General features: G+C 70.7%; 17 protein-coding genes. 3 read left to right on the plus strand and 14 right to left on the minus strand.

Annotated elements, in window-relative coordinates:
• Positions 1 to 10: 10 nt before the first annotated feature.
• The 7 genes from selB to KBC94_RS27710 all read right to left on the minus strand — a co-directional run bounded on the left by selB (position 11) and on the right by KBC94_RS27710 (position 9651).
• The gene (gene selB, locus KBC94_RS27680; RefSeq protein WP_294378392.1) at positions 11 to 1921 is read right to left on the minus strand and encodes a selenocysteine-specific translation elongation factor; all 1911 of its coding nucleotides are present in this window, start codon (positions 1919 to 1921) and stop codon (positions 11 to 13) included.
• Positions 1918 to 3366, minus strand: coding sequence for an L-seryl-tRNA(Sec) selenium transferase (gene selA / locus KBC94_RS27685; RefSeq protein WP_294378396.1), 1449 nt, complete (start codon positions 3364 to 3366; stop codon positions 1918 to 1920). Before selA ends, selB begins: the two co-directional genes overlap by 4 nt.
• A complete protein-coding gene (gene fdhE, locus KBC94_RS27690; RefSeq protein WP_294378397.1) occupies positions 3366 to 4424 on the minus strand; it encodes a formate dehydrogenase accessory protein FdhE in 1059 nt (352 codons plus the stop codon). The genes selA and fdhE overlap by 1 nt, the downstream gene beginning before the upstream one ends.
• A 149-nt stretch (positions 4425 to 4573) precedes the next feature.
• Positions 4574 to 5197 carry a formate dehydrogenase subunit gamma gene (locus KBC94_RS27695; RefSeq protein WP_294378400.1) on the minus strand — a complete coding sequence of 208 codons (624 nt, stop codon included), beginning with the start codon at positions 5195 to 5197 and terminating at the stop codon, positions 4574 to 4576.
• Positions 5194 to 6147 (minus strand): formate dehydrogenase subunit beta, encoded by a 954-nt coding sequence (fdxH, locus tag KBC94_RS27700; protein WP_294378403.1) that lies wholly within the window; start codon positions 6145 to 6147, stop codon positions 5194 to 5196. The genes KBC94_RS27695 and fdxH overlap by 4 nt, the downstream gene beginning before the upstream one ends.
• Positions 6148 to 6162: 15 nt before the next feature.
• On the minus strand, positions 6163 to 9237 hold the full coding sequence (gene fdnG, locus KBC94_RS27705) for a formate dehydrogenase-N subunit alpha (RefSeq protein ID WP_294378405.1): 3075 nt from the start codon (positions 9235 to 9237) through the stop codon (positions 6163 to 6165).
• Positions 9238 to 9339: 102 nt separating this feature from the next.
• Positions 9340 to 9651, minus strand: coding sequence for a hypothetical protein (locus tag KBC94_RS27710; protein ID WP_294378408.1), 312 nt, complete (start codon positions 9649 to 9651; stop codon positions 9340 to 9342).
• A 191-nt stretch (positions 9652 to 9842) separates the two neighbouring features.
• Here KBC94_RS27710 and KBC94_RS27715 point away from each other — a divergent pair, with 191 nt between their 5' ends.
• Together KBC94_RS27715 and KBC94_RS27720 are read left to right on the plus strand one after the other, a co-directional pair.
• Complete coding sequence (locus KBC94_RS27715) at positions 9843 to 12362, plus strand: FtsX-like permease family protein (RefSeq protein WP_294378411.1); 2520 nt, start codon at positions 9843 to 9845, stop codon at positions 12360 to 12362.
• 85 nt (positions 12363 to 12447) lie between these two features.
• Positions 12448 to 13248, plus strand: coding sequence for an IclR family transcriptional regulator (locus KBC94_RS27720; RefSeq protein WP_294378413.1), 801 nt, complete (start codon positions 12448 to 12450; stop codon positions 13246 to 13248).
• Here the strand turns inward: KBC94_RS27720 and KBC94_RS27725 are convergent.
• Genes KBC94_RS27725 through KBC94_RS27750 form a run of 6 tightly spaced genes read right to left on the minus strand, consistent with a single transcriptional unit; the run spans position 13230 to position 19707 of the window.
• Positions 13230 to 14633, minus strand: coding sequence for a hypothetical protein (locus tag KBC94_RS27725; protein WP_294378414.1), 1404 nt, complete (start codon positions 14631 to 14633; stop codon positions 13230 to 13232). The two genes, KBC94_RS27720 and KBC94_RS27725, sit on opposite strands and share 19 nt — an antisense overlap.
• A gap of 59 nt (positions 14634 to 14692) precedes the next feature.
• A complete protein-coding gene (locus tag KBC94_RS27730; RefSeq protein WP_294378417.1) occupies positions 14693 to 15760 on the minus strand; it encodes an ABC transporter ATP-binding protein in 1068 nt (355 codons plus the stop codon).
• 2 nt (positions 15761 to 15762) lie between these two features.
• A complete protein-coding gene (locus KBC94_RS27735) occupies positions 15763 to 16554 on the minus strand; it encodes an ABC transporter permease (protein WP_294378419.1) in 792 nt (263 codons plus the stop codon).
• Positions 16551 to 17468: an ABC transporter permease gene (locus tag KBC94_RS27740; RefSeq protein WP_294378422.1), complete on the minus strand. Its 918-nt coding sequence runs from the start codon at positions 17466 to 17468 to the stop codon at positions 16551 to 16553. The genes KBC94_RS27735 and KBC94_RS27740 overlap by 4 nt, the downstream gene beginning before the upstream one ends.
• Positions 17465 to 18676 (minus strand): isochorismatase family protein, encoded by a 1212-nt coding sequence (locus tag KBC94_RS27745; protein ID WP_294378424.1) that lies wholly within the window; start codon positions 18674 to 18676, stop codon positions 17465 to 17467. The genes KBC94_RS27740 and KBC94_RS27745 overlap by 4 nt, the downstream gene beginning before the upstream one ends.
• Positions 18673 to 19707: an ABC transporter substrate-binding protein gene (locus KBC94_RS27750; RefSeq protein ID WP_294378427.1), complete on the minus strand. Its 1035-nt coding sequence runs from the start codon at positions 19705 to 19707 to the stop codon at positions 18673 to 18675. Before KBC94_RS27750 ends, KBC94_RS27745 begins: the two co-directional genes overlap by 4 nt.
• Positions 19708 to 19857: 150 nt before the next feature.
• Here KBC94_RS27750 and KBC94_RS27755 point away from each other — a divergent pair, with 150 nt between their 5' ends.
• Positions 19858 to 20262, plus strand: a complete 405-nt coding sequence (locus tag KBC94_RS27755; RefSeq protein WP_294378429.1) for a group II truncated hemoglobin — start codon at positions 19858 to 19860, stop codon at positions 20260 to 20262.
• A gap of 15 nt (positions 20263 to 20277) precedes the next feature.
• Here the strand turns inward: KBC94_RS27755 and KBC94_RS27760 are convergent, their stop codons facing one another.
• On the minus strand, positions 20278 to 20946 hold the full coding sequence (locus KBC94_RS27760) for a Smr/MutS family protein (protein ID WP_294378432.1): 669 nt from the start codon (positions 20944 to 20946) through the stop codon (positions 20278 to 20280).
• Between the last annotated feature and the right edge of the window lie 11 nt (positions 20947 to 20957).

Consider the following 20957-nt stretch of genomic DNA (forward strand, 5'->3'; position numbering starts at 1 on the left):
GCACGGACTCTCATGCGCCCCGCCCCCCGAACATCGCCGTATCCGGCCGCAGCAGGTGCGTGTCCTTCACCCGCCGCGTGTAGCCCACGCGGTCGAAGAACTCCAGGATCTGGATCGCGCGCTTGCGGCCGAGGCCGGTGGCGTCGCGGAAGCTGGCAGCCTGCAGGCCGGCCGGGCCGTTGATGCAGTCGCGGGCCAGGGCCGCCAGCCGCTCGACGGTGGGCAGCGGATAGTACAGGTCTTTGACCACCTGGAAGGCCGCGCCACGCCGGGCCAGGCTGGCCAGCGTCTGGCGCACCATGGCCTCGCTGGCGGCCAGATCCTTGGCCAGATCGCGCACCCAGGGCGGATCGAAACCGCCATTCGCCAGCTTCGGCAGCAGTTGCTGCGCGAGCTTCTCTTCGGCCGCATTGAGGCGGGCCGCATGGTCGGGCAGGTGCAGCCAGTGGGCGCTGCGCATCAGTCGGCCTTCGGCCACCAGCGATTCGACCAGCGCGCGCCACAGCCCATCGTCGGTGCGCGGGCCGGCCAGTCGGCGCAGGCGGCGCGCATCGGGGCCGATCTCGGCGGGCTGGGCCTCGTGGAAGGCGCGCAGGCGTTCGATGGCCTGGGCCTGCAGCGCTTCGAGATGGCGGCGCGTGATCAGCATGCTGTCGATGCGCAGCGCATCGGCGGGCAAGGGCGCCAGTGCGTCGGGGCCAGGCAGGGCCAGGGCGCGGGCCAGGCGGGCGGCATCGAGGCCCAGCGGGGCGGCCTGCAGCAGGCCATCGAGCAAGGCGGCACGGTCCGGCAGCGCCCAGGCTGCCAGTTCGGCCAGGCGTTGGGGCGTGCGGCGGTAGCGCACGGGGGCGAAGGGGTCGAGCACGCGCACGCCGGCCACGGTCCGTGTGGCGCTGGCATCGCGCAGCACGCCGCGGTCGCCGTGCCAGGCGGCGACGGGCTCGCGCAGTACGAGCTGGGCCAGGGCGGTGTCGCCGGGCAGCAGGCTGTCGCGGTCGAGCAGGGCGATGGATGCCATCACGTCGCTGACGCCCAGGTGCACATGCACCGGCACGCCCGAGCGCAGCGCCTGCGCTTCGCCGGGCCACAGCGTGAGCTGCACGTCGATGCGCGTCGTGGCGAGGGCGATGGCCGGGTCGCACAGCCAGTCGCCGCGGCGCACGTCCTCCTTGGCCAAGCCGGCCAGAGCGAGCGCGCAGCGCTGACCGGCGCGCGCTTTGTCAGCGGGCAGGTTCTGCGCGTGGATGCCGCGCAGCCGGGCGCTGCGTTCGCCGGGCACCAGGCGCAGTTCGTCGCCGATGCGGGCGGTGCCGGCGTGGACGGTGCCGGTGGCCACGGTGCCGACACCCGCCAGCGTGAAGGCGCGGTCGGCTGCCAGGCGGAAGGCGAGGGCGTCGTCGTGGGCGCGCACGTCACCTGCGGCCTGCAGCAGGTGCTGGCGCAGCGGCTCCAGGCCCTCGCCGGTCTGGGCCGAGACCGGGAACAGCGGTGACCCAGCCAGCGGTGTACCCGCGAGCAGTTCGGCGATCTCGGCGCGCAGCTGGGCGATGCGGGCCTCGCGCCCGGCAGGATCGATGCGGTCGATCTTGGTCAGGGCCACGCTGCTGCGGTCCAGGCCCAGCAGTGCGACCACGGCCAGGTGCTCGCGGGTCTGGGGCATCACGCCGTCGTCGGCGGCCACCACCAGCAGCGCATGGTCGATGCCGGTGGCGCCGGCCAGCATGGTGTGCAGCAGGCGCTCGTGGCCGGGCACGTCGACGAAGCCCAGGGAGATGTCGCCGGCCTGCAGGTAGGCATAGCCCAGCTCGATGGAGATGCCGCGGCGCTTCTCCTCCGGCAGGCGGTCGGTGTCCACGCCGGTCAAGGCGCGCACCAGCGTGGTCTTGCCGTGGTCGATGTGGCCGGCGGTGCCGATGATCATGCGAGGCGCTCGCGCAGGCGCGGCAACTGGCCGAGCAGATCGGCGGCGTCTTCCAGGCAGCGCAGGTCCAGCAGCAGGCGGTCGTCGGCGATGCGGCCGATCACCGGCAGGGGCAACTGCCGCAGCGCCTGGGCCAGCTGGTCGAGGGCACGGCCGGTGCCTTTCTTGGCGATGCCGGCCGGGGCGAGCGCCAGTCCGGCCGAGGGCAGGCGCTCCACCGGCAGCGAGCCGCTGCCGATCTGGCCCTGCAGCGCGACGGCTTCCACCGTGAAGCGCGGCGCCACGGCCTCGGCCAGCGGGCCGTGCACGGCGCGGGCGGTGGCCTGGATGGCTTCCAGCGGGCGCGTCAGCAGCCGCAGCGTGGGCAGGTCCTGCGCCAGGCGCTCGGGGCGCAGGTAGAGCATCAGCGTGGCCTCCAGCGCGGCCAGCGGCAGCTTGCTCATGCGCAGGGCCCGCTTCATCGGAAACTTGCGGATGCGGCCCACGGCCTCCTTGCTGCCCACGATCAGGCCGGCCTGCGGGCCGCCCAGCAGCTTGTCGCCGGAGAAGGTGACCACGTCGCAGCCCGCGGCCAGCTTCTCCTGCGGCAGCGGCTCGCGCGGCAGGCCGTAGGCGGCCAGGTCCACCAGCGAGCCGCTGCCCAGGTCGGTGGCCATGGGCAGGCCGCGCGCATGGGCGATACCGGCCAGCACCGATTCGTCCACCGACGCGGTGAAGCCCTGCACGGCGTAGTTGCTGGTGTGCACCTTCAAGAGCAGCGCGGTGCGTTCGGTGATGGCCTGCTCGTAGTCGCGCGGATGGGTGCGGTTGGTGGTGCCCACCTCCACCATGTGCGCGCCGGCCGAGGCCATCACGTCGGGCATGCGGAAGGCGCCGCCGATCTCCACCAGCTCGCCGCGCGAGACGATCACTTCGCGGTCGCGTGCCAGCGCGCCCAGCGTGAGCAGCACGGCGGCGGCGTTGTTGTTGACCACTGTGGCGGCCTCGGCGCCGGTGAGCGTCGTCAGCAGTTCTTCCACCACCGTGTCGCGGTCGCCGCGGCCGCCGGTGACGAGGTCGTACTCCAGGTTGTTGGGGCCGGCCATCAGCCGCAGCAGATGAGCCAGGGCCTCGTCGGCCAGCAGCGCGCGGCCGAGGTTGGTGTGGATGACGGTGCCGGTGAGGTTGAGCACCCGCTGCATGCGCGGCGCCAGGCGGGCCTGCACGCGCTGCAGCAGTGTGGCCTGCAGCGCGGCAGGCTGCACGTCGGTGATGGGCAATTGGCCGGCGATGGCGCGCGGGCGCAGGGCATCGAGCAGGGCGCGCGCCGCGCCGGCCACCAGCGTGTGGCCGTGGGCGGCGATCAGGGATTGCGTGTCCGGGGCACGCAGCAGCCGGTCGACGGCGGGCAGATCCTGGGGACTTGCCTTGGAGCCGTGGACCACGGACTCGTCGGGCATGGCCATCAGCCGCCTCCGCCGTCGTCAGGGGGTGGATTCGCCGAGGTCGCCTCGGGCTCGGGGTCGCCGAAGAGCAGCATCAGGTTGTGGCCGATGCGCTCGTGTCCGGCTTCGGTCACCAGCAGGTCCAGCGGCAGGCTGGCCAGGTCGTCGGCCACGGGCTCGACCTCGGGGTCGCGGTCCATGGCCACGAGCTTGAGGTAGTGGCCGCATTCGTCGCAGCACTCGGCGCGCACCGCGCCGGGCTTGAGGCCCACCGGCCGCTCGGGCGCGGCCTCGCCCTCGGGCTCCAGCGACTGGTAGTGGATGCCCTTGGTGCTTTCGCAGTGGGCGCATTTGATGCGCACGTAGTGCCACTGGGTGCTGCACAGCGCGCAGTGCAGGTAGCGCACGCCGGCATCGTCGGCGCCGATGCGGATCACGCCGGCGGTGGGCGCGCTGCCGCAGCAGGGGCAGCGCGTGAGCGGCTCGGTCACGCCGAAGGCACGCAGCAGCCCATGCTGCTCGGCCGTGGCGAGGGTCATGTGCGTGAAGTAGACCTGCAGGCCGGCGGCCACCAGCGGCGCAGTGCCGAGGTCCAGGCCGAACATGATGCCCTGCGTGATCAGGCCGGCCTGGCGTTCCAGCCAGTCGCTGTCGGCATCGAGCACGCGCTGCACCGTCTCGCGTGCGGGGCCTTCGGGCAGGCGGCCTCGCAGCGGTGTCAGCACCTGGCGCAGCACGGCGCGCCAGGCCGGGTCGCGCGGCCACAGATCGGCCGGCAGGGGCGGGCGCATCGCCTGCGAGGCCGCCTCGATGGCGGCCAGGTCGGGCAGTTTCACGTCGGGATGGTGCTGCAGCGCCTCGTGCTGGGCCTGCGCGATGTCAGCCACGAAGAGCAGGTAGTCGCGCATCGGATGGCCGGCCGCCAATTGGCGAAGGCGCAGGCTGCGGTCGGCGAACACGGAGGCGCGCTGCGGCAGCCGCAGGAAGGGCACCCGCTGGCCGGCCTGCATCGCGATCTGCTCGGGTTCGAGCACCCGCGTGCTGGCGAAGAAGGCGGCGGGGTTGCTGGGTTCGGTCATCGGGCGCAGATGCTAGGGCAAAGGGGTGACAGGGCACAGGCCAGGGGTATCCCGGCCCTCGCCACAAACACGAACCCCACGGTCCGCATTCGGCACCGTGGGGCGGTGGGCTCGCACGCCACAGGGGCGTGCAGGAACGCGTGGCCGGCTCAATCGCGCCCGGTCATCTCGCGGTGCCACACCGGATGATTGAGCCGCGCCCAGCCTTCGGTGACGGTGCCGCGCGTCATGGCCCGCATGGTGCCCTTGACCCAGATGGCGGCATACACATGCATGATCACCGACAGCACCAGGAACACGGCCGAGGCCGCATGCAGCACCACGGCGATGCGCCGCAGCGTGATCGGGAAGTAGTGCACGAACCACGGGCTCCAGAACAGGAAGCCCGTCGCCAGCAGCACCAGCAGCGACAGCGCCATGACCCAGAACACCAGTTTCTGGCCGGCGTTGTACTTGCCCACCGGCGGCATGTGCTCCTTGTGGCCGGCCAGCATCTGGCCCGAGCGCTTCATCCATTCCACGTCGTTGCGGTCGATCAGGTTCTCGCGCCAGAGGCCGAAGAACATGAAGACGAAGCCCAGCACCATCAGGAGGCCCATGAAGGGATGCAGGATGCGCGTCCACTGCCCGCCGCCGAACAGGTTGGTCAGCGGAAACAGCGCCGGATGGAAGAAGGCCAGTCCCGAGAGGGCGGCGCAGAAGAACATGACGACGATGAACCAGTGGTTCATCCGCGTGCCGTCCTTGTAGCGGCGCAGGTAGACACGGCTCATGGCTGGGCTCCTTCACGGCGGTCTGCGACGGGTTTCTCGATCACGACGACCTCGTGGTCATCCGCCACGCCATCGGCGTCCTGGTCGTCCTTGGCCTCGACCGGCCCCACCTTCATGTAGTGGAAGAAGCCGCCGATCACCGCGCCCGCCATGGCCAGCAGGCCCAGCGGCTTGGCGATGCCCTTCCAGAGCGAGACCAGCGGGCTGATCGTCGGGTCCTTGGGCAGGCCATGGTAGAGCTCGGGCCGGTCGGCATGCTGCAGCACGTACATGACGTGCGTGCCGCCCACGCCCTGCGGGTCGTAGACGCCGGCGTTGGCATAGCCGCGCTCCTTGAGGTCGACGAGGCGCTCGGCGGCGTACTCGTGCATGTCCTCCTTGGTGCCAAACTGGATGGCGCCGGTGGGGCAGACCTTGGCGCAGGCCGGCTCCAGGCCCACGCCCACGCGGTCGGAGCACAGCGAGCACTTGTAGGCCCGGTTATCCGCCTTGTTGATGCGCGGCACATTGAAGGGGCAGCCCGTGACGCAGTTGCCGCAGCCCACGCAATGCTCGCTGATGAAGTCGACGATGCCGTTGGTGTACTTGACGATGGCGCCGGGCGCCGGGCACGCCTTGAGGCAGCCCGGGTCCTCGCAGTGCATGCAGCCGTCCTTGCGGATCAGCCACTCCAGCTTGCCCTCTTCGGGCTCGACTTCCGAGAAGCGCATCACCGTCCAGGAGGCCGGCGAGAGGTCCATCGGGTTGTCGTAGGTGCCGTGGGTGGTGCCGACCTCGTCGCGCAGGTCGTTCCACTGCATGCAGGCCACCTGGCAGGCCTTGCAGCCGATGCAGGCCGACACGTCGATCAGCTTGGCCACCGGCTGCACCTGCGGCTGGTGGCGCACCACGGGCGGCTGCACCGTGGTGGCCGAGCGCTTGGCGATGTCCAGGGATTGGAGTGAAGACATGGGTGCGCTCCTTCCCTAGGCTTTCTCGATGTTCACGGTGAAGGACTTGTATTCGGGCGTCTGCGTGTTCGCATCCCCCACGAACGGCGTCAGCGTGTTCACCAGGTAACCCGGCTTGGCCACGCCCACGAATCCCCAGTGGTTCGGCAGGCCGACGGTGTGCACCGTCTTGCCGTCCACCTGCAGCACCGAGATGCGCTTGGAGACCAGCGCGACGGCCTTGATGTAGCCGCGCTTGCTCGACACCTTGACCCAGTCGCCATTGGCGATGCCCTTTTCCTTTGCCAGCACATCGCTGATCTCCACGAACTGCTGCGGTTGGATGATGGCCGAGGTCATGACGTTCTTCGTCCAGTAGTGGAAGTGCTCCGTCAAACGGTAGCTGGTCGCCACGTACGGGAAGTCCTTGGGCACGCCCAGGCGCTCCAGGTCACCCTTGAAGATGCGCGCCGCCGGGTTGGCCCGCGCCACCTTGTTGTTGGGGTGCAGCGGGTTGTTCGGCAGCGGCGACTCGAAGGGCTCGTAGTGCTCCGGCAGCGGCCCTTCGGCCATGCCGGTGGGCGCGAACAGGCGCGCCACGCCCTCGGCGGTCATGATGAAGGGGCGCACCGCGTCCGGGTCGGCCGGGTTGGCGTCGGGGCGGATGTCCGGCACGTCGGCGCCGGTCCACTTGGCACCGTCCCAGAACACCAGCGGGCGCTTGGTCACCCAGGGCTTGCCGGTCTTGGGGTCGGTGGAGGCGGCGTTGTAGAGAACGCGACGGTTGGCCGGCCAGGCCCAGGCCCAGTCCTGCACCATGCCGATGCCGTAGGGGTCGGCATTGCCGCGGCGCGCCATCTGGTTGCCGGCCTGGGTCCAGGCGCCGGCATAGATCCAGCAGCCACTGGCCGTGGAGCCGTCGTCGCGCAGCAGGCCGAAGCCGGCCAACTGCTCGCCGGCCTTGGCCAGCACCTTGGTCGGGTCCTTCGGGTCGGTCAGGTCCGACAGCGCCTTGCCGTTGTATTCCATCGCCAGCTCCTCGGGGGAGGGCGAGGTCGGAATCTTGTAGTTCCAGGCCAGGTTGACGATCGGATCGGGGAACGCACCGCCTTCCTTGGTGTAGGCCGCGCGCAAGCGCGTGAACAGCTGGCCCACGATCTCGGTGTCGGCCAGCGCCTCGCCCGGGGGCTCGGCGCCCTTCCAGTGCCACTGCAGCCAGCGGCTGGAGTTGGTGACCGAGCCGTTCTCCTCCGCGAAGCAGGTGGAGGGCAGGCGGAACACCGTGGTCTGGATCTGCTTGGGGTCGACGTCGTTGTGCTCGCCGAAGTTGCGCCAGAACTCGCTGGTCTCGGTCATCAGCGGATCGATGGTGACCAGGAACTTGAGCTTGGACAGGCTGCGCACGATCTTGTGCTTGTCCGGGAACGAGCCGACGGGGTTGAAGCCCTGGCAGATGTAGCCGTTGAGCTTGCCCTGGTCCATCAGCTCGAAGGCCTGGAGCACGTCGTAGAGCTTGTCGATCTTGGGCAGGTAGTGGAAGGCCCAGTCGTTCTCGGCCGTGGCCGCCTTGCCGAACCAGGCCTTCTGCATGCTGACGAAGAACTTGGGGTAGTTCTGCCAGTAGCTCATCTGGTTGGGCCGCAGCGGCTTGAGGGCGCGGGGCCTGTAGTAGTCGTCCAGCGTCTGCTCGGTGTCGCGGGCCAGCGAGAGATAGCCGGGCAGCGAGTTCGACAGCAGGCCCAGGTCCGTCAGGCCCTGGATGTTGCTGTGACCGCGCAGCGCGTTCATGCCGCCGCCGGGCGCGCCGATGTTGCCGAGCAGCAGCTGCACGATGGCGCCGGTGCGGATCATCTGCGAGCCCTGGCTGTGCTGCGTCCAGCCCAGCGCATACATGATGGTCATGGTGCGACCGGGCACGCTGGTGCTTGCGATGTACTCGCAGACCTTCAGGAACTTGTCCTGGGGCGTGCCCGTGATGCGGCTGACCATCTCGGGCGTGTAGCGCGAATAGTGGCGCTTCATGACCTGCAGCACGCAGTTCGGGTCCTGCATGGTCATGTCGACCTTCGCATGGCCCTGCTCGTCGAGCGCGTAGCCCCAGCTCTTGTTGTCGTAGCTGCGCTTTTCGGCGTTGTAGCCGCTGAACAGACCGTCCTCGAACTTGTAGTCCGGGCCCACGATGAAGGGGGCGTTGGTGTAGTTGCGGACGTACTCGGTCTGGATCTTGTCCTGGCTCAGCAGGTAGTGGATGACGCCGCCCAGGAAGGCGATGTCGGAGCCCGCGCGGATGGGGGCGTAGTAGTCCGCCACGGCGGCCGAGCGCGTGAAGCGCGGGTCCACCACGACGAGGCGTGCCTTGTTGTGCTTCTTGGCCTCGATGACCCACTTGAAGCCGCACGGATGCGCTTCTGCGGCATTGCCGCCCATGATCAGGACCAGATCAGCGTTCTGGATGTCCTGCCAATGGTTGGTCATCGCACCGCGGCCGAACGTCGGGGCCAGACTGGCCACCGTCGGTCCGTGTCAAACGCGGGCCTGGTTGTCGAAGACGAGCATTCCGAGCGAGCGGAATGCCTTGTGCGTGAGATAGCCGGTTTCGTTGGAGGAGGCCGAGGCACACAGCATGCCCGACGAGGTCCAGCGGTTGACCACCTGGCCCGCGGTGTTGGTGGCCTGGAAGTTGGCGTCGCGGTCGGCCTTGAGCAGCTTGGCGATGCGGCCGAAGGCTTCGTCCCAGCTCACGCGCTTCCATTCGGTGCTGCCGGGCTCGCGCACCTCGGGGTACTTCAGCCGCATGGGGCTGTGCACGAAGTCGAGCAGGCCGGCGCCCTTGGGGCACAGCGTGCCGCGGTTGACGGGATGGTCCGGGTCGCCCTCGATGTGAAGGATGGATGCCTTCACGTTCTTGGCCTTGTCGCCCAGGCTGTACATCAGAAGGCCACAGCCCACGGAGCAGTAGGTGCAGGTCTGGCGCGTCTCGGTGGTGCGGGCCAGCTTGAACTGGCGGGTCTCGGCCAGCGCGGCGGTGGGCGAGAAGCCCAGCGCCACCAGGCTGGAGCCGACCAGGCCGGCACCGCTGACGCGGAAGAAATGGCGGCGGTTCATGTCCATGACCGAACCTCCTGCAATGACACGGGTTTCGTGGGCTTCATCGTGGGTCGCGCTGTGATGCGTCTGTCGTGGGAATTCTTCGGGCCGCCGCCGGGGTGCTCGTCAGTTCTTGGGCGCCGCACCGTCGCCGCTGGACGGTGCCGGTGCGGGGCCATCGACGGTGTGGCCGCCGGCCGCCTGGCCTGCCGCCACCCCACCGATGGCCGAACTGCCTTCGGCCGGGCCCTTGTGGGCGCCGGAGTCTACGCCCGCATGGGAGGGCGCGGGGTTGATGCCCTGGGGTGTCCCACTGGCGCCGGAGGTTGATGCGGCGGTGGGCGTCTCGGCCTTGGGTTTGGGGTCGCAGCCGGCCAGCATGCCGCCGGCGGCGACCAGGGTGGCGATGGCAAGGGCGGATCGGGCGAGGGCGTTCATGGGCTTCCTTGGACGTCGTATCGGTTGGGCCGCCATGGTTGCAGCGCCCGCCGCATGGCAGCGTCGGAAGACGCCGCGTCCGCCAGACCATCATGGCCGCCGGCCGCCCGGATGCGCATGCGGGAAATCCCTTCGGGATTGCCCCGCATTCCCGCGCGGCCGGAAGCGCTCGGCTATCGTGCGCCACTCCTATGAAAGACGCTCTCTTCCTCGGCTGGCGCACGCTGCGCCGCGACCTGCGTGCGGGCGAACTGCGCCTGCTGATCGTGGCCGTGCTGCTGGCCGTGGCGGCGTTGACGGCGGTGGGCTTCTTCGCCGACCGGCTCAAGGGCGGTCTGGCGCGCGACGCCCGCCAGTTGCTGGGCGGTGACGCAGTGCTGGTCACGGACAACCCGCCGCCCCAGGCGCAGGTGGACGCGGCGCACGGGCAGGGCCTGCAGTCGGCCATGACGTACGACTTTCCGACCATGGCCCGGGCGCCCGACGACCGCGGCGGCGCCAGCCGGCTGGTGGCGCTCAAGGCCGTGGCGGCCGGCTATCCGCTGCGGGGCAGCCTGCGCGTGGCCGATGCCGCCGGCGCGCCGGACGCCGCCACCCGCGAGGTGCCCGCGCCCGGCGATGTCTGGGTCGATGCCAGCCTGCTCGAAGCCCTGGACCTGAAGGTGGGCGACACCCTGCTGCTGGGCGACGCCTCGCTCACGATCCGCCGCGTGCTGGTGATCGAGCCCGACCGCGGTGCCGGCTTCCTCAACTTCGCGCCGCGGGTCATGATGAACCAGGCCGACGTGGCCCGCACCGCGCTCGTGCAGCCGGCCAGCCGCGTGCGCTACCGGCTTGCCGTGGCGGGCGAGGCACCGGCGGTCAAGCGCTTCTCGGACCAGGTGCAGCAGCGCCTGGACGCCGGCGAGCTGCGCGGTGCCCGGCTGGAGTCGCTGGACAGCGGCCGGCCCGAGATGCGCCAGACGCTGGACCGGGCCGAGAAATTCCTGAACCTCGTGGCCCTTCTGGCCGCGTTGCTGTCGGCCGTCGCCGTGGCGCTGGCGGCGCGCGGCTTCGCGGCCCGGCACCTGGACGGCGCCGCCATGCTGCGTGTGCTGGGCCAGCGTCAGCGCACCATCGCCGGTGCCTACGCGGTCGAGTTCGGCGTCATCGGCCTGGGCGCCAGCCTGGCGGGCGTGGCCATCGGCTATGCGGTTCACCATGTGTTCGTGCGCCTGCTGGCCGGGCTGGTCGACGGCGACCTGCCCGCGGCGACGGCCTGGCCCGCGCTATTCGGCGTGGGCATGGGGCTGACGCTGCTCTTCGCCTTCGGTCTGCCGCCGGTGCTGCAACTGGCCCAGGTGCCGCCGTTGCGCGTGATCCGCCGCGAGCTGGGCGCACTGCGGCCGGCGTCGGCGGCGGTGCTCGGGCTGGGCGTGGCCGGCTTCGCGGCCCTGCTGCTGGCCGCCAGCAGCGACCTCAAGCTCGGCCTGATCGCGGTCGGTGGTTTCGCCGGAGCGGTGGCGGTGTTCGCCGTGCTGGCCTGGCTGGCCGTGCTGATGCTGCGTCGCGTGGTCCGCGAAGGCAGCGCCCCGCGCTGGCTGGTGCTGGCCACGCGGCAGGTGTCGGCGCGGCCGGTGTATGCGGTGCTTCAGGTCAGCAGCCTGGCCGTGGGCCTGCTGGCGCTGATGCTGCTCGTGCTGCTGCGCACCGACCTGGTGGACAGCTGGCGCAAGGCCACGCCGCCCGATGCGCCCAACCGCTTCGTCATCAACGTCATGCCCGATCAGGCGCAGGCCTTCCAGGACGCGCTGCGCCAGGGCGGCGTGGCGCAGTACGACTGGTACCCGATGTTCCGGGGCCGGCTGGTGGCCATCAACGACAAGCCGGTCACGCCCGACGACTACAGCGAGGACCGCGCCAAGCGCCTGGTGGACCGCGAGTTCAACCTCAGCAACGCCGCCGACCGGCCCGGCCACAACAGCATCGTGCAGGGCGCGTGGACCTCGGGTGAGGCCGATGCCGTGAGCGTGGAGGAGGGCCTGATGGAGACGCTGGGCCTGAAGCTCGGCGACCGGCTGCGCTTCGACATCGGCGGCGTGACCAGCGAGGGCCGCATCACCTCGACGCGCAAGGTGGACTGGGGATCGCTGCATGCGAACTTCTTCGTGATGTACCCGCTGGCGGCGATGCCCGCGGAGGTGCCCGTGACCTACCTGGCGGCCTTTCGGGCCCCAGAGCAACGGGGCTTCGACAACGCGCTGGTGCGCCAGTTTCCGAACGTGACCAACGTCGACATGAGCAGCACCATCGCCCAGGTGCAGCGCGTGCTGGACCAGGTGATCCGCGCGGTGGAGTTCCTGTTCGGCTTCACGCTCGCGGCGGGCCTGGTGGTGCTGTTCGCCGCGGTGAGCGCCACGCGCGAGGAGCGGGCGCGCGAGTTCGCCGTGATGCGCGCGCTGGGCGCCCGCGCCGCGCTGCTGCGCCAGGTGCAGCGCGCGGAGCTGGCCGGCACCGGACTGCTCGCCGGCCTGCTGGCGAGCATCGTGGCCTCGGCCATCGGCTGGGCGCTGGCGCGCTGGGTGTTCGACTTCCGCTGGACCGCCTCGCCCTTCGTGCCGCTGGGCGGCGCGATCGTGGGCGCGCTGCTGGCCCTGGGTGCCGGCTGGTGGAGCCTGCGCGAGGTGCTGCGCCGGCCGGTGGCCGCCACGCTGCGGCAGGCGGCCGAGTGAATGCCGGGCGGCTGGCACGCCGGGTGCTAAAGTCCTTGCGCCGTTGGCCGGGGTGCACTCGCGATGGCCCATCCGCTCGCCCATCGTGACTGCCTCCTCCCCCCAGCCCGACGCCCCTTCCGAAGATTCCAAGCAGGTGCGCGCCGCGCGCCGCGCCCTCGACATCATCGAGCTGGTGGCCGAGGCCCGGCTGCTCAAGCATTCCGACATCGCCGCGCGGCTGGGCATTCCCAAGAGCACCACCACGCTCATCCTCGACACGCTGGTGCGCTCCGGCTACCTGCGCCGCGACGCCTTCAGCCGTGCCTATTCGCTGGGCTCGCGCATCCTCGGCATTGCCGGACGCTATCTCTCCGAAGCCGACATCGTGCAGATCAGCCAGCCGGTGCTCAGCCGGCTGGTGCTCGATGTCGATGAAAGCTGCTTCCTGGTGCAGGCGGAAGGCGACGAGGTGCTGGTGATGTGGCGCGAGGTCTGCCGGCGGCGCCTGACCTACATGTTCTCGCTGGGTGAGCGGGCCTCGATCACGGACACCGCCGGCGGCCTGGCGATGCTGGCGCTGCGCGGCATGGCGCAATGGGCGCCCACGCTGGCGCGCTGCGGCGTGCACGCGGGGGCAGAGGCCGATGCGCTGCTTGCGCACCTGCGCGAGGTGGCCGATGGCGCCATCGCGTTCCGCGCGCCGGGCCGCATTCCGGAGGTCGCCTCGCTGGCCTTGCCGATCGTCAATGCCATGGGCGTGCCGCTGGCGGCGGTGTCGGTGGCGGTGCCGGCCCATCGACTCGATGCACCGCTGCGACAGCGTGTGGAGGCCGCGCTGCGCATCGCGCAGGAGGACATCGCAGGCCAGGCCCGCGCACTGGGGCCTCAGCAGCCCAGCGCGTAGAGGCCGGCGAGCACGGCGCCGGCGACCAGTCCGCTGCGCAGCACGAAGCCCCGGTTCCATCCCAGCGCGATCTCCCGCGGCGGCACGCCGGTCATGGCGCCTGCCAGCAGCAGCGTGGCGCTCACCGGCGAAACCGTGATGGCCAGCGACCAGCCCAGCGTGAGCGCCAGCGCATGCGTGAGCGGCGCTGCCAGGGCCGAGGCGGTGCCCGCGAAGACCTGGGCCCAGATCAGCACGGCGATGGTGGGCGCCACGGAGAGCGAGGCCACCAGCGGAATGGACACCAGGCACAGCAGCGGCAGCAGCCAGCCGGGCAGGCCACCGCCGCCCGCGCCCAGGCCCGCCGCATGCGCGACGGCCAGCACGCCCTGGCCGATGAAGATGGCGGCCGAGAAGATGAAGATCTCGCTGCGGGTCTCGGTGAGGACCTCGAAGAAGTGCGACAGCGCTGCACGCGCGCCGGCGCGGCCGTTCCGTCCGGCCGTGCGTGGGGCGGGGGATTGCGCCAGCGCCCACGCGAGGCTGAGCGCCGGAATGGTCAGGGTGGCGCAGGCCATGAAGCTCCAGCCGGTCGAGCCGTGCAGCAGCAGCGTGGCCAGGAAGAGCAGCACGCTCATGCCCAGGATGAGCCAGAGGGCGCGCCGGTCCGAGCGCGATGCCGCCACCGGCGCGGCGTCCGCGTCGGCGCCGGCGGGCGCGGCGCGGCGCTCGCTCCAGGCCTCCGCGCCCAGCACGAGTGCGGCCACCAGCATTCCGGTGCCGACGAAGGGCAGCACGCCCAGCTTGGGAAAGACCGCGCTCACGATGGCGAAGCTGATCGCCATGGGCGACCAGGTGGTGGTCATGGCCAGGCCGCGGATCACGGCCGCCAGCATGCCGCGGGCGACGGGGCTCGTGCGCACATGCAGGCCTGCGCGCTCCAGCAGTTCACCCATCATGGGCACCACGCCGAAGCTGAACATCAGACTCAGCCAGTGGCTGCCGAACAGCACGGTGCCGTGCCGCGCACCGGGGCTGGCGGCGAGCAGGGACGCGGCGGCGCGGCCCATCAGCGGCGAGCGGCGCATCGGCAGGCGCAGCGTCGCCAGGGCGGCCAGCAGCGCGGCGAACTGCGTGCTCTGCGCCACCGCGGCTTGCAGCACAGGGGCCGGCGCGGGCGCCAGCAGCCACACCAGCAACGCGCCGGGCACGGCGAGGCCGGCGAACAGCCGCGCCTGTCTGCTGACGCGCGGCCAGGCCGCCGCAATGAACACCGCCAGACCCAGCGCGGCGGCCACCTGCCAGGCACGGCCGCCCAGCACGGTCTGCAGGATGGTGCAGGCCGCCGTGATGGCCAGGCCGGCCTGGGCCAGGCGCTCGTGTGCCTTGGCGGGGCGCGCGAGCACGGTTGAACCTCCGGCTTCGCCTGCGACGCGGGAGCGCTCGGGAATGGCTGCGCCGCCGCTCACGCCGCTTCGAGGATGTTCACGGCCAGCGGCGGCCAATGCGCCCACACCTCGGTGCCGACGGAAAGCGGGGCCTGGCCGGCGCTCTCCTGCCGCACCAGCAACTGCTGCCCGTCGGGCAGCTGCACGGTGTAGTCCGAGGCATGGCCGTGGTAGATCGCCTGGGTCAGGCGGCCGCACACGCGGGCCGAGGTGTCCTGGGCCTGCGGGGCCAGCCGGATGCGCTCGGGCCGCACGGCGATCTCCACCTCGCTGCCCGCGGGCAGCGCGCTGGCCGGCGCCTCGAAGCGCTGGCCGAAGGCACTGAGCACGCTGCCCTGCGGGCCAGCCTGCTCCAGCCGCGCGCGCACGAAGTTGCCCAGGCCCATGAACTCCGCGACGAAGCGGTTGCGCGGCTGTTCGTACAGCTCGGCCGGCGGGCCGACCTGCTCGATGCGGCCGCGGTTCATCACGGCCACGCTGTCGCTGAGCATCAGCGCCTCTTCCTGGTCATGGGTCACGAACAGGGCGGTGATGCCCAGCTCGCGCGTGATGCCGTAGAGCTCGGTCTGCATGGCCTCGCGCAGCTTGCGGTCGAGCGCGCCGAAAGGCTCGTCGAGGATCAGGATGCTCGGCTCTACCACCAGCGCGCGGGCGATGGCCACGCGCTGCTGCTGGCCGCCCGAGAGCTGCTGCGGAAAACGCTCGCCGAAGTCCTCCAGCCGCACCTGCGCCAGGGCACGCCGCACGCGGCGCTGCTGTTCGGCGCCGGAGACCTTGCGCATGCGCAGGCCGAAGGCCACGTTCTCGTTCACCGACATGTGCGGGAACAGCGCGTGGCTCTGGAACACCATGCCGATGTTGCGCTTCTGCACCTCCAGCCGGGTGACGTCGCGCTCGTCGATCAGGATGCGGCCGGCATCGGGCGAAGAGAGCCCGGCCACGATGCGCAGCGTCGAGCTCTTGCCGCAGCCGCTCGGGCCCAGCAGCGTGAGGAACCGGCCGCTGGGGATGTCCAGCGAGATGTCGTCGAGCACCAGCTGGCTGCCGTGGCTCTTGCGCAGGCGTTCGGCGCGGACATGGGCCATGCTCAGCTCCCCAGGATCTTCTTGAGGCCGAACACGCGCTCGACGCCCAGGGCGATGGCCAGCGTGGCGAGGATCAGCATGGCGGAGATCGCCGCGATGGACGGGTCGAAGTTGTATTGCATGTAGGACATGATGGCGATGGGCAGTGTGGTGTGCTGGGCGCTGCCGAGGAAGAGCGAGACCGAGACGTCGTCGAAGGAGAGGATGAAGCTCAGGATGGCGCCGGCCGCGATGGCGCCACGCAGCTGCGGCAGCAGGATGTGGCGCAGCACCTGCCAGCGCGAGGCGCCGAACACCATGCCGGCTTCCTCCAGCGTCGGGTCCATGCGGGCGAGCGTGGCCAGCACGGTGCGCAGCGTGTAGGGCAGCACGATCAGCGCATGGCCCAGCAGCAGCCGCAGCGGCGCGTTGCCGATGCCCAGGCCCGCCATGGCCACCAGCACCGCGATGCCGATCACGATGCCCGGCACGATCAGCGGCGACAGGAACAGCGACTCCACCAGCGTGCGACCGGGCCAGCGCCCGCGCGCGATGGCGAAGGCTGCGGCCACGCCGACCGGCAGCACCACCAGCGTGGCCGCCGCGGCCAGCCAGAGGCTGGTGACCAGGCCGCCCATGAAGTTGTCCGAGGCCAGGGCCTCGCCATACCAGCGCAGCGACAGGTCGGTGGGCGGAAAGCTGGGCACCGGCCCGCCGTTGAAGGACACGATCACCACCATCGCCAGCGGCGCGAGAAGGAAGACGTAGAGCAGCACGGTCAATGCGCGCATGCCGGCAGAGAGAAGGCAGTTCATCGGGCCAGGCTCCATTGGCGCGTGTACCAGCGGCTCCAGCCCACCACGGCCAGCAGCAGGGCCAGCGTGGCGGCCAGCAGCACGGCCACCATGGTGGCGCCGAAATGCCAGTTCATCGTGACCGAGAACTGCTGGTAGATGAAGGTGGTCATCAGCCCCGAGCGGCTGCCGCCCATGAGCGCCGGCGTCACGTACGAGGACATCGACAGGCTGAACACGATGATCGTGCCGCTGGCCAGGCCCGGCACCGACAGGGGAAGGATCACATGCCGGAAGACATGCCAGCGCGAGGCGCCGAGCGTGGCCGCGGCCTCGGTGAGCGAGGGGTCGATGCGGTCCAGCGCACCCAGCAGCGAGAGCACCATGAAGGGCAGGAACACATGCACCAGCCCGATGAGCACGGCGGGCTGGGTGTACATGATGCGCAGCGGTTCGTCCGTGAGGCCGAGCGCCATGAGCGTGGTGTTGAGCGCGCCCCTGTCGCCCAGCAGCACGACCCAGCCGTAGGTGCGCGCGACGATGCTCACCAGCAGGGGCGCCAGGATCATCACCAGCAGCATGCCCCGCACCGACGGCCGTGCCCGCCAGACCGACAGGCCGAGCACCATGCCGAACACGGCCGTGAGCAGGGTGGTCAGCGCCGACAGCCACAGCGTGCGGCCGACGATGCCCAGGTAGAAGTCGCTGCGCATCAGCCGGGCGTAGTTGGCGAGCGTCAGCTCGCCAACCGGCGCGATGACGCCGGGCTCGGCCGGATTCAGGCTCATCCACAGCACCTGGCCCAGCGGCAGGAAGAGGCCGAGCACCAGCAGGGCCAGGCCCGGCAGCACCAGCAGGCCCACCGGCGGCGCGCGCCGGGCCGGCGCGACGACGGTCAGGGAGTCGGGCGCCAGCACGGCGGCGTGGGCACTCATGGACTGGCCTCTGCCGGCAGTGCGTGGCTCTGCAGCGCCTGCGCGATGCGGGCCACGGGTTCGACCCGCGCGAAGTAGGTGCGCATCTGCTCGAGCGACGCCTCGTGCAGCGCCACCACCGAGTTCTTCACGCCCACGGCGTCCTCCGCGACCACCACGTGGAAGTCCAGCATGGAGGCATCGCGCACCGTGGACTCCACGCAGCAGTTGGTGGTCACGCCGGCCACGATCAGCGTGCGGATGCCGCGGGCGCGCAGCATCACCTCCAGCGGCGTGTCGACGAAGGCGCTGAAGCGGTGCTTGGTGATCTGCAGCTCTCCGGGCTGCGGCGCCACCACTTCCAAGGCGCGGCCGCCCCAGCTGCCGGGCAGGCAGACCTCGACCTCGCCGGGCGCGAACTGGTGCGCGTCGTCCACCTCGGCGGCCGACAGGCTCCAGACGGCGCCCTCGCGCGTCAGCGCGCTCGGAAAGCGGTAGGGCGAGCCGACGTGGCGCACGTGCTGGCCGTACTCGGCATGCACATGCACGACGGTGCAGCCGGCGGTGCGCGCCGCCTCCAGCAGGGCGGGCATCCGCGCCACGGCGGCCTGCACCAGCGGCATGGCCTCGCGTCGCCCGGTGGCGCCCTCGGGGCTCACGAAGTCGTTCTGCACATCGATCAGCAGCAGGGCGGTGTGGGCGGGGGCCAGGCGCTGCTCCAGCGTGCGCAGCCAGCGCGCATGCTTGACCTGCGGCTGCCAGCTGCGCGGGGCATCCGATCCTGCAGGCCATCGCTGCACGATGGCATGCATCGTCGGGACGTCCACAGCGGCCTGCGCCTGGAGGCCTCGCGCGCGGGCATCGCGCAGCAGGCTGGCCAGGGCCAGGTCCAGCTGCAGGCCCGCCACCACCAACTGCTCGATCGCGTTGGCGCGCAGCAGCAGGTTGAGCGTGCTGGCGCCGAAGGCGCCGGTATCGGGCGCGCGGACCACGAACTCGTGCGGCCCGGGCTGCGGGGCCAGCGTCGGCGGCCAGGCGAAGGCCTGCTCCACCGGGGCGATGAACACGGTGAAGACCTGGGCGGCACGCGCGGCCTCCAGGAGCCCTGCCAGGTCCGCCAGCGCGGCCGGCTGCGCGTCGCGCAGCGTGGCCGTGGCGGGAATCACCAGTGCCGTGGCGAAGGGTGCGGCGTCCTGCACCACCTCTTGCGTGAGTTGCGCGGCGATCAACCTGCGATCTCCTGGTTCCAGCGGTCGGTGATCTCCGACATCTGCGGAATGACCTTGCCCCAGTCGAAGAGCTTGAGCTGCTCCAGCGCCGGCACGCGCTCGGCCGCCTTGCCGCTCAGGCGGGCCAGGCGGTTGGTGGGGCCGGCGATCACGGCGTTGCAGAAGGCCTCCTGCGCCTCCTTGCTCAGCGCATGGTCGATGAATTGCATGCACAGCTCGGCATTGGCCGTGTTGCGGGCCACGTGGTAAGAGACCATGCCCACCATCGAGCCGTCCTTGGGAAAGACGAACTTGACGGGTTTGCCGCTGTCGATGAGTGCGTAGGCCGGGATGTTGGTGGTCATCGCCACCACCGAGACCTCGCCGGTGTCGAGCATCTGCATCGCGTCGGTGGAGCCGCTGAAGAAGCGCCGGATGTTGGGACGCAGCTCGCGCAGGGCCTTGAAGCCAGGGTCGAGGTTGCTCTCGTCGCCGCCGCGCGTGCGGGCGGCGGCGACCAGCATCTCCCAGCTGCCCCAGACGCCGATGTGGGGCACCGTGACCCGGCCCTTGAGGGCCGGGTCCCACAGGTCGCTCCAGGCTTCGGGCGGCTTCTTCACCAGGTCGGTGCGGTAGGCGATGCCGTAGGCCACGTAGTCCAGGCCCACCGCCTCCTTGCGGAACTGGTCGAACCACATCGGGTGCACGTTGCGGATGTTGGGGATCTTGTCGGGCGACAGCGGCATGCCGATGCCCGCACGCACCGCCTTGATGCTGTCTGGATAGGGCAGCAGCAGCATGTCGATCTCCGGCCTGGCCCGGTTGACCATGCCGTTGGTCAGCCATTCGCTGGCGGTGCCCAGCTTGAGCGCGACCTTCACGCCCAGCTTCTTCTCGAAGCTGTCGACGATGGCGGCGCGGTAGTTCTTCTCCCAGACGCCGCCGAAGACGGTGGAGGTGAAGCCTCCCGCGGCCCGCGCCGGCAGGGCAAGACCCACCGTCAGCGAGGAGGCGGCGCCAAGGAAATGGCGTCGGGAGAAAGCGTCGCTCATGGTCATGCTCATCACTCCTTGTTCAATATATTGAACTGATTTCAATATGAAGAACTAAAACGAGCAAAACATGTGCCAGTGGCCAGCGGCGTTGGGGGCGTACGCGCGCACTGAATCTGGGCATTTGGCTGGGCGGCCGACAATCCACCGATGCAGATTCAGGAAAAGCCGCCCTACGACACCGTCTTCGAGTGGATCGGCGGCGAAGACAAGATCCGCGCCATGGTCGAGCGCTTCTACGACCTGATGGAACTGGAGCCCGGGTACGCCGATCTGCGCGCCGCCCACGGACCCAGCCTGGACAACGCCCGGCAGCGGCTGACGTGGTTCCTCACGGGATGGATGGGCGGGCCGCAGCACTACACCGAGCGCTTCGGCCACCCGCGCCTGCGGGCGCGGCACATGCCCTTTCCCATCGGCATCAAGGAGCGCGACCAGTGGCTCGCCTGCATGGACCAGGCGATGGGCGAGACCGCCGTGCCCGAGGCCCTGCGCGCGCGCCTGCGCGACTCCTTCTTCCAGACGGCGGACTGGATGCGCAACAAGGGCGTGTGAGCGCCCCGCCTTCCTTCAGCGCCCCGCCGGCGCCAGCAGCACCACCAGTGCGCCGGCGCCGCCTTCGGCCGGCTTGGCCTGCACGAAGGCCAGCACTTCCTTCTTCTGGATCAGCCAGCGCTGCGCCTTGGTCTTGAGCACCGGCTGCTTGCCGGGCGAGCCCAGGCCCTTGCCGTGCACCACGCGGACGCAGCGCACGCCGTGGCGGTGGGCCTCGCGGATGAAGCCCCCCAACGCCTCGCGCGCTTCGTCGCTGCGCAGGCCATGCAGGTCCAGCTGGCGCTGGATGGACCAGTCGCCCGAACGCAGCCGGCGCGTCACGTCCAGGCCCACGCCGGGGCGGCGGAAGCTCATCTGGTCGTCGGCGTCCAGCAGCGTCGTCACGTCGAACTCGTCGCTGATCGCTTCGCGCAGCGCCTTGGCCTCGTCCAGGTGGAACTGCGTGGCCACCGGCGCCGGCCGCTCCTTGGCCAGCACGACCATGGGCTTGTGCTTGAGCGGCTTGGTGGCGCCCGTGTCGGCGCCGATGGCGCGGGCAAAGAGGTTCTGGCGCGCCTGGCGCTGCTCTTCCAGCTGCTTCTGGCGCAGGGCCTCGGCCGCCTCGCGCGCGCGGTCCTCGGCCAGCTGGCGCTGGACCTGCTTGAGGTCGGCCAAGCTCTTCAGGGCCGGGGTCTTTGGGGGCATCGGGGCAGTGT

Source organism: Pseudacidovorax sp., assembly GCF_017991995.1.
Classification (GTDB): domain Bacteria; phylum Pseudomonadota; class Gammaproteobacteria; order Burkholderiales; family Burkholderiaceae_C; genus Xenophilus.